The following is a 12,523-nucleotide window of genomic DNA, read 5'->3' as shown; positions in this document are numbered from 1 at the left end:
CCATCGCACCGAGCCTGCCCATCGGGCTAGCGAGAAGGGCTTGCCACCCCCGGCTTGAACGAGGCGGGTTCCAGCTCATGGCGGGACAACAGCTTGTAGAAGTCGGTGCGGTTACGTCCGGCGATGCGCGCCGCCTGGGTCACGTTGCCCTCGGTAATCTTCAGCACCTTGACCAGGTAGCTACGCTCGAATCCTGCGCGAGCGTCGTTGAAGGTCGGCATGGCGTTGTCTTCCGCCGCCAGCGCCTGGGCCACCAGGGCTTCCGGGATCATCGGCGCACTGGACAGTGCCACGCACTGCTCGACCACGTTGACCAGTTGACGCACATTGCCGGGCCAGGCACAGGTTGCCAGCAGATTGAGCGCCTCCGGCGAGAACCCCTTGACGAAGGGCTTGTGGCGCGACGCCGCCTGGGCCACCAGATGCTTGACCAGCAGCGGCACATCCTCGGCGCGATCCTTGAGCGCCGGCAGCTTCAGGTTGACCACGTTGAGGCGATAGTAGAGATCCTCACGGAACTCACCTTCATGCATGGCCTGATCCAGATCGCGATGGGTCGCCGACAGCACCCGCACGTCCACCGGCACCGACGTGGTGGAGCCCACCGGGCGCACCTGACGCTCCTGCAATACCCGCAGCAGCTTGACCTGGATCGCCAGCGGCATGTCGCCGATCTCGTCCAGGAACAGGGTGCCACCGTCGGCCGCCTGGAACAGCCCGCCGTGTTCGCTGATGGCCCCGGTGAAGGCGCCCTTGGCGTGGCCAAACAGCTCGCTTTCCAGCAACTGCTCCGGCAGCGCGCCGCAGTTGATCGCGATAAAGGGCTTGTCGGCGCGGGCGCTGGCCTTGTGGATGGCATTGGCCAGCAGCTCCTTGCCGGAGCCCGATGGTCCAGTGACCAGCACGCTGACATCGGACCCCGCCACCATCCGCGCCTGCTCGAGAATACGCTCCATTTCAGGGCTGCGGGTGATGATCTCGTCGCGCCAGCTGTCGTCACCTTCGCCGCTGCTGGCGGTATTGGACAGAGCATCGTCGATGGCACCGAACAGCTCTTCGCGGTCCACCGGTTTGGTCAGAAAGCTGAACACGCCCTGGCGAGTGGCGCTGACCGCATCCGGAATCGAGCCATGGGCGGTCAGGATGATCACCGGCAGGCCGGGCATGCGCCGCTGGATATCCTGGAACAGCGCCATGCCGTCCATTTCATCCATGCGCAGGTCAGACAGCACCAGATCCGGCCGCCCTTCTTCCAGCCGTTTGAGCGCCTCGCGACCGCTCTCGGCGGTGGTCACCCGATAGCCGCGGCTTTCCAGGCGCATGCCCAGAAGCTTCAGCAGGCTGACATCATCGTCTACCAGCAGTACATGGGCCGATGTCCTGGCGTTCGCGGTCGCTGCGACTTGCTTCATATCACCGTCTCCACAATTTCACTCCATCCGCTGTCGCTGGTTGGTGCTCTGCTCTCATTCCGCCTGCTGTCGCAGATTGATGTTCTGCTCGATGGCGGTCATTGCATCGAGCTTGTCTGCCAGTTCCTTGTTTTCCTGGCGTAGCCGAGCCACCTCGCCATGATGGCGACCGGCGCGGTCATCCAGGGCGCGCCGCCCTTCGAGTTCGTTGAGCCAGTAGCGCAGCAGGGGCTGGAGTTCAACGGGCGCCAGGCTCAGGTCCGCCTTGTAAAGCTCCGACGCCTGGTCCCACTGGGCTTCGCTGCCCCAGCTCAAGGCCACGGCGCGCCCCAGGCGTTGCTCGGGCGCATGACCTTCCAGCCGCGCCAGCATGGCGTCACGCCACTGGCGATCGCCACGCTGGGAGGCCAGACCGAAGGCGATCCAGTCGGTCAACATGCAAGAAGACTCGGCAAAGGTCGGCACCTCTGCATGGCAGGTGGTCAGATCGAGCGCTTCGACCGCCGGTGTTTCGTCACCGACTGACTCGATAGGCAGCATTTCACAACCGCTGATCACCAGCATCAGACTGACAACAGCGGCAGGGCCGACGACTCGGGTAAGCGAGCGTCGAGGTGTCAGGGTCACACCCCTAGAGTTCATAGCGTCAGATTCCTTGCGTCCTGACCCGTCAATGCGGGCCTTATATCGTTATGTAGGCCGTAATGTCGGCCATCTTCCGGTGGTGCTGCCGGCAGCGTCAGTCGAAAGCACACCGGCCACTCGGGATCATCGATCAGCTCGAGCCGGCCGTGCTGCAGACGAGCGCAGTCGGCCGCCACGGAGAGTCCGATGCCGGAGCCCTTGAGCGCACCCTTGCGTCGTGCTCGTCCCTGGTAGAAGGCCTCGAAAAGGTGGTCGCGATCCTGCTCGGCGATCGGCTCGCCGGTGTTGGCTACCTCGAGCTCGAGCCTGTCGTGGCGTGCACGGGCGCGAATCAGCAGCTTGCCACCATCCTCACCGTAGGCCACGGCGTTGGACACCAGATTATCGAGCAATCGGGCGGTGGCCTGATGATCGGCACGCCACTGCAGCGGGCCCGAGAACACTTCGACCGCCATTTCCTTGGACTGCAGGCTCAATCGATGCTTGGCCAGCACCTCGCGTGCCACCGTGGCCATGTCGAGGCGCTCGATGGCCGCACTGCGGTGGTGCTGCAACAGATTATAGTCGAGCAGTTGCTCGATCAGGCGCTGCAGTTCGGCGCCGCTGGCGTCGATCAGGTCCAGCACTTCACGCTGACGCGGGCTCAACTCACCGGCCACGCCATCGGACAAAAGCGCCGATCCCTCACGAACGCTGGCCAGCGGTGTCTTCAGTTCATGGGACATATGGCGCAGGAACTGCTGTTTCTGGGCTTCGAGTTCTTCCAGGCGATGGGTCAACCAGTCGAGCCTCTCGCCCAGCGCTACCAGCTCCGCAGGGCCCTGAACGTGGCGCTGCTGGCTGTCCTGATAGCCACTGCCAATGCCGAGGATGCGCCGCTCTAGCTGACGCACCGGGCGTATGATCAAGCGGGTGAACAACAGCATCAGCATCAGACTCGCCGAGACCAGCGCCCCGGTCTGCCACCACAGGCGTTGCTGCACTTGTCGAGCCCGTTCACGGATGGCGTCCAGGCGCAGATCGATGCGCCTGTTGGTGGCCTGGCGCATACCCTCGACGTGTCGGGAAAAGGCTACAAAGTCGTCGAGCGAAGCCGCGTAGGCCTCCGGCGGCTGTTGCGGCAGGGTCGCGAGTTCGTCGAGCAGGCGTTCCAGCGCCTGGATGTCGGGGTCATCGGGCAGCAGCAGGCGCTGACGCGCCAGCAACTCGCGGAACTCGGCCAGACGATCGGCATAGATGTCGAGCAGGCTTTCTTCCTGGATCACCGCGTACTGGCGCGCACCACGCTCCATTTCCACCGCCAGCGACCCCAGGGTGCGTGCCCGACGTGTCTCGGACACCGCCTGACGAGCGCTGACCTCAGCCAGCCGCGACAGCTCCGACAGCGCCTGACCAGCCTGGTACATCAGCACACCAAGCGGCAGCATGACCACCACGAAGGCCAGCAGCACCAGTTGCAACAACGAGCGGGGGCGCCAACGGCGCGTGGCAGCAGAGGTCATGACCAGAGTTCTGTGAAGGAAGGTGAATGAAGCGTCCATCAATCCATCCAGAAGAATACCAGAGTTGGCCCATTACCCCCGCGTCAAACGCTCAGCCGACTTCGCAAAAAACCGTATGAAAAAAAAGGGGCCGGCTAGGCCGGCCCGAATACGCAGGGAACTGAAGGGTCGAAAACAGATCAATCGATGGCCTGGTCCGCCCATTGAACGGTTTTCGGGTGGCCCAAAGGGCCCGAAGCCAAGGTGGGATCGTCGTTACCAGGAACTTGATCTCACCCCTTGGATGGTCTCCCATCCTGCCTCGTTCTGGCTCCGTCGCCTGGGCGGCGGAGCGAAAGACTCCCCCGAAGGGGTCGGCTTCCTTGCCAGAGCATCCTTGCTCTTCACGACACCTCTCCATGCCTGATCGGCCGGTGCCGTCTCATCGCAACCTTGTGTCGCACATCACGCGGAGCAGGCGCTGGGTTCGTCGGAGTCGCACAGGGCAGTGATTTCTCCGCCGATCCCGGAAGGACAACGACACTTGATCGCCACCTTCCCTGCTCGCCAAGACTATTGCGATCACCGTGCCAAAAACAAAGCAACTTATTTATTATCAATAACTTAAAATTATCAAAAATCGACAACCATAGACATCTTGAGCGTCATGGCCGACTTTCGAGGTCTGCCCCCTGAACAAACGTCGCCAATTCCAGACGCAAAACGAGTAAAAATCAAAATATCCTTATTTAACAAACAATTACGGCGTCTCCATTTGGAGACGCCGTAATTGTTGGCCGAAACGTCGACGAGCACCTTCCCTGGTACGCCCTACAAGGCCTTGCTCATTACCTTCGACTTCCGCGCATGATTGTAGGCGTCGCGTCGCAGCGGTGGCAGTTCATCGAGCGCCGAGGGGACAAAGCCGTGCTCAAGAAACCAGTGGGCGGTGTGGGTGGTCAGGGCAAACAGACGATCGATGCCCTGGCGCCGGGCCTGACGCTCGATCTCTGCCAGCAGGCGTTCACCACGGGCCCCGCTACGATAGTCCGGGTGCACCGCCACGCAGGCCAGCTCACCGACGTTGGCGTCGTCGAAACGGTGCAGGGCGGCGCAACCGATGACCATGCCATCACGCTCGATCACCAGGTAGTCGTCGATCTCGTGCTCGAGCCGTTCGCGGGATCTCGGGACCAGCATGCCGCGCTTCTCCAGCGGATCCAGCAGTTCCAGTAGCCCGCCGATATCCTCCACGCCCGCCGCTCGAAGCTGTTCGTAGCGATGCTGGGTGATCATGGTGCCGACGCCGTCACGGGTGAAGAGTTCGCCCAGCAGAGCGTCGGCGTCGCGCCAGGACAACAGGTGGGTGCGTGCGACGCCATGGGACGCCGCCTCGCAGGCGGCTCCCAGGTGGCGTGCGCGCTCCTCACCGATAGAGGCGTCGTCCAGCAGCGGCCGCGCCTCCGCCGGAGACAGCTGTCGCAACAACCGCCCGCTGTCATCGCGCAGACCGTCGGATTCTCCCAGCAGGATCAACTTGTCGGCCTTCAGCGCCACTGCCACTTGCTGGGCGACCTCTGCGGCATCCAGATCGAAGACCTCGCCAGTGCTGGAAAACCCGAGCGGCGGCAGCAGCACCAGCGAGTGCTGCTCGAGCAGGGCTCTGACTGCCCCCGAGCGGACCCGGCGTACCTCGCCGGAACGCTGGAAGTCGACGCCGTCACGCACCCCCAGGGGCTTGGCCATGACCAGATTGCCGGACACCGTGGTCAACTCGATACCGTGCAGCGGCGTGTTGGGCAGCCCCAGTGACAGCCGCGCCTCGAGCCACAGGCGCTGCTCGGCGGCGACCCGCTCGACCCTGGCCATGATGGTTTCGTCGGCGACCCAGCGCCCCTGATGGCGCACCGGCGAGATACCCTCGGCCTCGAGCACGCTGTGTACCTGATGGCGAATGCCGAAGGCCACCACCAGCTTGACCCCCAGGGTGTGCAAGAGCGCCAGGTCCTGGATCAGCGACTCCCCTCGCCCCGCCGCCATCGCCTCCCCTTCGACCAGCACGACGAAGGTGCGGCCACGGTGGGCATTGATATAGGGCGAGGAATGGCGAAACCAGTCGACGAAGGAAAAGGACGTGTTCAAGGACCGGACCTGCTGCGGCGGACAAGGAGAAAGGAGTTCTCACTATATCAGAGCCTGCTATCGACCCACACCCGCCCCGCCCGTTACGCCCGGTTGCCACCTGCGCAGCTGTGAATGCCAGACACGACAACGGCGCCCGAAGGCGCCGTAGCGGGTGTGTGTGGTGGGGGGGGGAGGAGTGAGCAACACGATCGCCTGGCGATCTCGCCTGTCAGCCCTATCGCCCCTTTCCAACCCGTTAGTTGAAGATCCCCTTGAACATGAAGAAGAACATGATCGCAAGGCCCGCCCCTGCCGGCAGGGTAATCAGCCAGGACATCACGATGGTACCGATGACCCGCAAGTTGAGGGCGGCAAGACCACGGGCCAGACCCACGCCCAGCACCGCACCCACCAGGGTGTGGGTGGTCGAGATCGGCAGGCCGGTTCCCGAGGCCAGCACCACGGTGGTGGCGGCGGCCAGGGTGGCGGCGAAGCCACGGCTCGGGGTCAGCTCGGTGATGCCGGTGCCGACGGTGGCGATGACCTTGTGACCATAGGTCACCAGGCCGACCACGATGCCACCACCGCCCAGCACCAGCACCCACCAGGGCACCGCCGAGGCGCCTTCGATGCTGCCATGCTCATGCACCACGCTGATGACCGCGGCCAGGGGGCCGACGGCATTGGCGACGTCGTTGGAGCCATGGGCGAAGGCCATGGCACAGGCGGTAAAGATCATCAGCACGCCGAACACTCGCTCGACACCTTCGAAACCGAAGGAGTCGGTCTTGCGCTGGCTACGGCCGATGCTGCGCTCGCGCCAGATACCCAGGCCCATCAGCGCCAGGCCAAAGAGCACCGCGATCAACAGACTCTCGAAGGGAGCAAGGTGCAGGCCCACGTGCTTGAGGCCCTTGGTCAGGGTCACCATGGCGACGATGAAACCCACCAGGAACACGTACATCGGCACATAGCGCTTGGCAGCGGCGAACGGGTCGTCGGCTTCGAACACCAGACGCTGCACCGACTTGAACAGCATGAAACCGATGGAGCCCGCGAGCAGCGGCGAGACGATCCAGCTGGCGGCGATCTGGCCCACCTTGCCCCAGCCCACCGCCTCGATGCCGAGCCCTGCCAGGGCAAAACCGACGATGGCACCGACGATGGAATGGGTGGTGGACACCGGCCAGCCCTTCATCGAAGCGATCAGCAGCCAGGTGCCGGCGGCCAGCAGCGAGGCCAGCATGCCGTAGACCAGGAACTGGGGGTCGTTTTCCAGAAGGGCCGGATTGATGATGCCCTTGCGGATGGTTTCGGTGACCTGGCCACCGGCCAGCCAGGCACCGAGAAATTCGAAGATGACGGCGATGATGATCGCCTGCTTGATGGTGACCGCCCGTGAACCTACGGAGGTACCCATGGCGTTGGCCACGTCATTGGCACCGACGCCCCAGGCCATGAAGAAACCGAACGCGCAGGCCAGTAGGATGAAGATGTCACCGTGCTGGGCAATGATCGACATGGGAGAAGATCCCTTGATTGCTGACTGAGGAAAGTCTGAATGACGTCAGACCGCCCGCGGGCGGTCGGATGGAAAGACGGTCTTCAGTTCGCCGTCATGATCTGGAGTCGGCTGCCGACCCGCTCGGCGCGGTCCGACACTTCTCCGATCCATTCGATGATCTGATAGAGGAACATCACGTCTACCGGCGGCAGGTCCTTCTCTAGGGCGAACAGCTGGCGACGAATGGCGATCTGCTGCTCGTCGGCACGCTGCTCCAGATCATGCAGCCCACGGATCAATTTCTGCATCAGCTCGGTGACATTGCGTCCGAAGCCGGATTCGAGCAGGTCCTTGAGTTCCTCGAGGGCCTGACGCGCCTGGGCGACACAGTCGACGGCGGTGGCGATGTACTCGCGCATCGGGGTCGCCAGGGCGTCGGGTACCTGCATCTGGCGGCCGAGCATGATGCCGGTGATGTCGCGGGTCTTGTTGGCGATCTTGTCCTGAACGCTGACCAGGTCCAGCAGGTCCGAACGGGAAACCGGCAGGAACAGGGTGTTGGGCAGGTTCAGCCTCAGCTCGGTCTTCAGCGAGTCCGCCTCGTGTTCGAGCCGGGTAATCACTTCACGATGCGAGGCCGCCGCATCCCAGTCGCCCCTAAGGGTCGCCTCGAAGAAGGGCAGCAGCTCGGCAGAGCAGTCGTGCGCCTTTTCGATATGGGCCAGCAGCGGTTGAAAGGGGGAGCGGCCAAACATCGCCGAAAACGGATTTGATGTCACCATAGGGAGTCACGGACACTGGAGAAATGGCGGCGACAGTATAGTGACCCCAAACTGTCACGTCATGGAAAAAATACCGCCACACTAACGTCACATTGATGTGATTCACCCTCCATTATCCCTGTCAGGACGCTCCGCATGAGCCATGAAGTCGAACTCAAACTCGCCCTGGGGCCGGACGGCCCGGATGCGCTACGACGCCACCCCCGCCTCGCCGGAGAGGCTTCCCGCCGTGAGACGCTGGTCAATACCTACTACGACACCCCAGAGGGAGATCTCAAAGAGGCCCGCGTCGCCCTGCGTCTGCGGCGTATCGGCGACGAGTGGCGCCAGACCCTGAAGACCAGCGGCCAGGGCGGTGGCGGCCTGTCCACCCGGGGAGAATGGGAATGGAAGGTGGCCGGCGACACCCTCGACCTGGAAGGTCTCAAGGGGCTCGAGCCGATCCAGGCATTGGACGAGACCCTGCTGACCCGCCTGGTTCCCTGCTTTACCACCGACTTTCAGCGGGAGGTGTGGCTTTTGCAAAGCGATGGTGGCGAGGTCGAAATCGCCCTCGACGAGGGCGAGATTCGCGTGGGGGAGCTAAGCGTTACCATTCGCGAGGTCGAGCTCGAGCTCAAGCGGGGAGACGCCGAGCGCTTGCTGGAACTGGCCGACGGCTTCGCCGAGAGCGTCCCGCTGCGCCCATCGGACACCAGCAAGGCGGCTCGCGGAACGGCACTGGCGGAGGGCTGGCGGCTGCCGTCCGGCGACAGCCCCTCGACCCTGCTGCATCGCCTGGTGGTCGCCCTCGACGCCTACGCCGACACCCAGGACAGCGGCTGGATGGTCACCGCCCGGGAGACGCTAGAGCGGCTTGCACAGTGCTCGTCGGCGCCCGGAGTCGGTGAGGAAGTGAAGCACCTGCAAGGCTCCCTCGAGGACGCAGAGCACCGTCCCGACTGGCTCAGTGCCGAGGTCGGCGCCGGCCTGTTGAGACTCGGTCGCCGGCTACCCGACAACGTCGAGATGGAGTAACGTCAATAGCGAGCAACGCCGACGATGGCCCTATTTCCTGTAGGCGATAGCCCAATCCCTGCAGGAGAATGCCCCGAGACCACAAGGACATGCCCGTGATCAACGGCTACAAGCCGGCCGCCGAAGGCCTCAAGACGCGCATCTTTCAGATCATCTTCGAGTCGGATACCCGGCTGGCCAAGGGCTTCGACATCGCCTTGATCACCGCCATCCTGGTCAGCGTGCTGGTGGTGGTGCTGGAGAGTGTCGATAGCCTGCGCATGCAGTATGGCGAGCTGTTCCGAGCCATCGAATGGACCTTCACCATTCTCTTTACCATCGAGCTGGTCCTCAGGCTCTACTGCCTCGAGCGGCCGCTCAATTATCTGAAGAGCTTCTACGGCACCGTCGACCTGATCGCCATCCTGCCGAGCTGGCTGGCGCTGCTGATCCCCGGGGCCCAGTCGCTGATCGTCATCCGCCTGCTGCGCAGCCTGCGCATCTTCCGGATACTGAGACTGATGGAATTCGTCGGCGAGGGACGCCTGTTGATCGACGCGCTGAAGCGCAGCGGCCACCAGATCTTCCTGTTCCTGTTCACGGTGTTCATGCTGGTGACCATCTTCGCCTCGATGATGTATCTGATCGAGCCGAGGGAGGCCGGTTTCACCAGCATTCCGGTAGCCATCTACTGGGCGGTGGTGACACTGACCACGGTGGGCTACGGCGATATCTCGCCGGTGACGCCGCTTGGCCAGGCCATCAGCGTGGTGGTCATGTTGATCGGCTACTCGATCATCGCGGTCCCCACCGGGGTCTTCTCCGCCGAGGTAATCCGCTCGATTCGTGCCGATCGCTACTCCGACGAAGCCTGCCCAGGCTGCGGCCACGACCGCCACGAGCAGCGTGCCAAGTACTGCCTGATCTGTGGCACCTGGCTCGACGAGGACACCCCCGACCCCAACGCGCCGAAGGAAGAACCAGAAGAGGAACCGGAGGACGACGGCGGTGAGGAAGAAAAGGCCAAGCGCGAAGATGACGAAGACGATGGCGTCAGCAATCCCGACCGCAGCGGGCCCTCTGTCTAAGGCGGGGTCCACAACCGCGGCCCGGGAGAGCGAGCCAGGAACGCGACCCCATCATCGTGGCGGTATTCGCCTGTCGCCTTTCTGACAATGCGCCGCATGCTTTCGCTGGTTTGCGTCGAGCGCTACTCCTGGAAGGGTGAGATATCGCCGCGCCCTTCGCGCACGATGACCGGCGGCATGTCGCGCAGATCGATCACGCTGGTCGGCTCCAGCTGACAGGCGCCACCGTCGATCACCAGATCCAGGTGCGCACCGAAGCGATCGCGAATCTCTTCGGGGTCGGTCATCGGCAACGCCTCCCCTACCGGAATCAGGGTCACGCTCATCAGCGGCTCGCCCAGGCGTTCAAGCAGGGCACGCGAGATCTCGTGGTCCGGCACCCGAACGCCGATGGAGCGGCGCTTGGGATGCAGCAGCAGCCGGGGCACCTCGGTGGTGGCGTGCAGGATAAAGGTGTAGGCGCCTGGGGTGTGGGCCTTGAGCAGGCGGAAGACGGCGTTGTCCACCTTGGCGTAGGTGCCGATCTCCGACAGGTCCGAGCACACCAGGGTAAAATTGTGCTTGTCGTCCAGCGACCTGAGCCACTTGATCTTCTCGATGGCCTTCTTGTCCCCCAGGTGGCAGCCCAGGGCGTAGCCCGAGTCGGTCGGATAGGCCACCACTCCGCCCTTGTGGATGATCTCGACCGCGCGGTCGATCAGGCGCTTCTGGGGGTTGTCGGGGTGAATCTGAAAGTACTGGGTCATGTTGCCTCCCTGGCGAACAAACGGGCAAAAGAAGTTGGCGAAGAAAGCACGAGGCGCAGCGCGGGCCTTCCCTCTGAGACTAGACCGAATGGGCGGCGTTCTTGTCTTCGGGGCTCTGGTCTTCCGGACTCTCGCCTTCCGGGCTCTGGTCTTCAGGGCCTAGTGCGCGCGGGGTGTCATCGTCCACGCTCGCATTTATCGCGCCAGGGCCCGCCACGTCCGTACTCGCCGCGCTGGCGAACCAGGCGGCAAGGCGCGGATGGGCCCACACCGGCGCCACCGCGGTGCGCGGAATCGGACTCATGCTGCCCGGCGCCAGGTGTCCTCCCGGAAAGTGAAAGTCGCTGCCCAGCGATCCGTACAGGTCGCGCTCCATCAACTGTCGCGCCAGGCCCCGGGTGACATCCGGGTTCTGGAAGCCGCTGACCAGCTCCGCCGCCTGGCCCCCCGCCCGACAGAACTCGTCGAGCAGCAGGCCGCGCTTGCGCCGGGTCAGCTTGTAGCGAAGGGGATGAGCCAGCACCGCCACGCCGCCGCTGTCGAGGATCCACTCCACCACCTCGGACAGGTAGGGCCAATGCGACTTCACGTCGCCGATCTTGCCGTTGCCAAGATACTTGCTGAAGGCCCCGGACAGATCCGCCACCAGCCCTTCTGCCACCATCACGTGGGCGAAGTCGGGGCGATTGAGCGGCCGGTCGCTGCCGGCCCAGGCACGCGCCTTGGCCAGCCCGTCGCTCAGGCCGATGCGCTCGAGTCGCCGGGCAATGGTCTCGGCACGCTTCTCGCGGGCGATGGCCTGCTCGGCAAGGCCGGCTTCCAGCATGTCCCCCGGCCCCGACGGCAACAGCCCGACCACATGGATATTGAGTCCCCGCCACTGACAGGACAGTTCGCTGGCGGGCAGCACCGACAGCCCAAGCTCGCGGGCGCGACGGTCGGCCTCGGCGACCCCCTCGAGGCTGTCATGGTCGGTCAGGGCGATATGCGAAAGCCCCTTGGCGTGGCACAGCGTCACCAGTTCCGACGGCGCAAGAGCGCCGTCGGAAGCGGTCGAGTGCATATGCAGATCGATGGCGAGGGCCGTGCCCTCGAAGGACTCAGGAAGGGCTGGCATGGGACAGGAAACTGGCTCCTCGACATGACGCCGGGCGGCGACTTTGACAGAATATGGCCTCCATGGTGCGCGTGGCGCCTGCCGCGGTCAATGCTGGTCGCGTCGCGCATGCGCCTCCCCGAGCCGGGTGATCGTCATCCAGGATGCCGTAGAGCGGCATCCGACCGCCCGGCGAGTCTGCCCGGGCCAACGTCAACCGGGCCCTATCGAGGAACTATCGATGCTCTACGCGATCATCAGCGAAGATGTGGACAACAGCCTGGAACGTCGACTGGCCGCCCGGCCCGACCACCTGGCTCGACTCGAGGCCCTGCGCGATGAGGGACGCCTGGTGCTGGCCGGACCGCACCCGGCGGTGGACAGCGAAAATCCCGGAGACGCCGGCTTCAGCGGAAGCCTGGTGGTCGCCGAGTTCGACGACCTGGCCAGCGCCCAGGCCTGGGCCGATGCCGACCCCTACATGATCGCCGGCGTCTACGCGTCGGTCACCGTCAAGCCGTTCAAGAAGGTCCTGCCCTGAGGCGAGCCGAGTGCCTGTCCCGCGCACCTGGCGGGATCGCGGGCACCCTGCTTCTGGCACCTGTTCGTGGACAAGCGATGTCCTGGCTACCGTTCACGGACAGCCTGT

11 protein-coding genes are annotated in these 12,523 nt (G+C 64.1%); 3 read left to right on the top strand and 8 right to left on the bottom strand.

Translation table 11 applies throughout. The features are described 5' to 3' along the window. Positions 1-26: 26 nt before the first annotated feature. From glrR to C6W88_RS09905, 6 genes are all read right to left on the bottom strand, one after another. On the bottom strand, positions 27-1,412 hold the full coding sequence (glrR, locus tag C6W88_RS09930) for a two-component system response regulator GlrR (protein WP_045991097.1): 1,386 nt from the start codon (positions 1,410-1,412) through the stop codon (positions 27-29). A 54-nt stretch (positions 1,413-1,466) separates the two neighbouring features. Next, on the bottom strand, positions 1,467-2,054 hold the full coding sequence (locus C6W88_RS09925; RefSeq protein WP_231498601.1) for a hypothetical protein: 588 nt from the start codon (positions 2,052-2,054) through the stop codon (positions 1,467-1,469). After that, positions 2,051-3,559: a sensor histidine kinase gene (locus C6W88_RS09920; RefSeq protein ID WP_108132544.1), complete on the bottom strand. Its 1,509-nt coding sequence runs from the start codon at positions 3,557-3,559 to the stop codon at positions 2,051-2,053. Before C6W88_RS09920 ends, C6W88_RS09925 begins: the two co-directional genes overlap by 4 nt. 810 nt (positions 3,560-4,369) lie before the next feature. Next, the gene (gene argA, locus C6W88_RS09915) at positions 4,370-5,680 is read right to left on the bottom strand and encodes an amino-acid N-acetyltransferase (RefSeq protein ID WP_045991098.1); all 1,311 of its coding nucleotides are present in this window, start codon (positions 5,678-5,680) and stop codon (positions 4,370-4,372) included. Positions 5,681-5,918: 238 nt separating this feature from the next. Continuing rightward, a complete protein-coding gene (locus C6W88_RS09910) occupies positions 5,919-7,184 on the bottom strand; it encodes an inorganic phosphate transporter (RefSeq protein ID WP_045991099.1) in 1,266 nt (421 codons plus the stop codon). Between the two features lie 83 nt (positions 7,185-7,267). After that, positions 7,268-7,948 (bottom strand): TIGR00153 family protein, encoded by a 681-nt coding sequence (locus C6W88_RS09905; RefSeq protein WP_045991100.1) that lies wholly within the window; start codon positions 7,946-7,948, stop codon positions 7,268-7,270. A 135-nt stretch (positions 7,949-8,083) separates the two neighbouring features. Between C6W88_RS09905 and C6W88_RS09900 the strand changes: the two genes are divergently transcribed. Together C6W88_RS09900 and C6W88_RS09895 are read left to right on the top strand one after the other, a co-directional pair. Then, the gene (locus C6W88_RS09900; RefSeq protein WP_108132337.1) at positions 8,084-8,965 is read left to right on the top strand and encodes a CYTH domain-containing protein; all 882 of its coding nucleotides are present in this window, start codon (positions 8,084-8,086) and stop codon (positions 8,963-8,965) included. 98 nt (positions 8,966-9,063) lie between these two features. After that, positions 9,064-10,032 (top strand): ion transporter, encoded by a 969-nt coding sequence (locus tag C6W88_RS09895; protein ID WP_231498622.1) that lies wholly within the window; start codon positions 9,064-9,066, stop codon positions 10,030-10,032. Positions 10,033-10,154: 122 nt separating this feature from the next. Here C6W88_RS09895 and C6W88_RS09890 read toward each other — a convergent pair whose 3' ends face one another. Further along, entirely contained in the window at positions 10,155-10,778 is a 624-nt protein-coding gene (locus tag C6W88_RS09890) for an L-threonylcarbamoyladenylate synthase (RefSeq protein WP_045991103.1), read from the bottom strand. Positions 10,779-10,857: 79 nt separating this feature from the next. Further along, complete coding sequence (locus C6W88_RS09885) at positions 10,858-11,895, bottom strand: PHP domain-containing protein (protein WP_108132336.1); 1,038 nt, start codon at positions 11,893-11,895, stop codon at positions 10,858-10,860. A 220-nt stretch (positions 11,896-12,115) separates the two neighbouring features. Between C6W88_RS09885 and C6W88_RS09880 the strand changes: the two genes are divergently transcribed. Next, positions 12,116-12,415 (top strand): YciI family protein, encoded by a 300-nt coding sequence (locus C6W88_RS09880; protein ID WP_045991104.1) that lies wholly within the window; start codon positions 12,116-12,118, stop codon positions 12,413-12,415. Positions 12,416-12,523: the final 108 nt, after the last annotated feature.

Origin of the sequence: Halomonas litopenaei, from assembly GCF_003045775.1 — a bacterium.
GTDB classification, from domain to species: Bacteria; Pseudomonadota; Gammaproteobacteria; order Pseudomonadales; family Halomonadaceae; genus Halomonas; species Halomonas litopenaei.
This window is presented reverse-complemented; position numbering and strand designations above follow the sequence as displayed.

What these genes read in the sequence shown, in the direction of transcription:
- glrR (WP_045991097.1), bottom strand. Translation starts at nt 1,412, where the DNA reads ATGAAGCAAGTCGCAGCGACCGCGAACGCCAGGACATCGGCCCATGTA.
- C6W88_RS09925 (WP_231498601.1), bottom strand. Translation starts at nt 2,054, where the DNA reads ATGAACTCTAGGGGTGTGACCCTGACACCTCGACGCTCGCTTACCCGA.
- C6W88_RS09920 (WP_108132544.1), bottom strand. Translation starts at nt 3,559, where the DNA reads ATGACCTCTGCTGCCACGCGCCGTTGGCGCCCCCGCTCGTTGTTGCAA.
- C6W88_RS09910 (WP_045991099.1), bottom strand. Translation starts at nt 7,184, where the DNA reads ATGTCGATCATTGCCCAGCACGGTGACATCTTCATCCTACTGGCCTGC.
- C6W88_RS09905 (WP_045991100.1), bottom strand. Translation starts at nt 7,948, where the DNA reads ATGGTGACATCAAATCCGTTTTCGGCGATGTTTGGCCGCTCCCCCTTT.
- C6W88_RS09900 (WP_108132337.1), top strand. Translation starts at nt 8,084, where the DNA reads ATGAGCCATGAAGTCGAACTCAAACTCGCCCTGGGGCCGGACGGCCCG.
- C6W88_RS09890 (WP_045991103.1), bottom strand. Translation starts at nt 10,778, where the DNA reads ATGACCCAGTACTTTCAGATTCACCCCGACAACCCCCAGAAGCGCCTG.
- C6W88_RS09885 (WP_108132336.1), bottom strand. Translation starts at nt 11,895, where the DNA reads ATGCCAGCCCTTCCTGAGTCCTTCGAGGGCACGGCCCTCGCCATCGAT.
- C6W88_RS09880 (WP_045991104.1), top strand. Translation starts at nt 12,116, where the DNA reads ATGCTCTACGCGATCATCAGCGAAGATGTGGACAACAGCCTGGAACGT.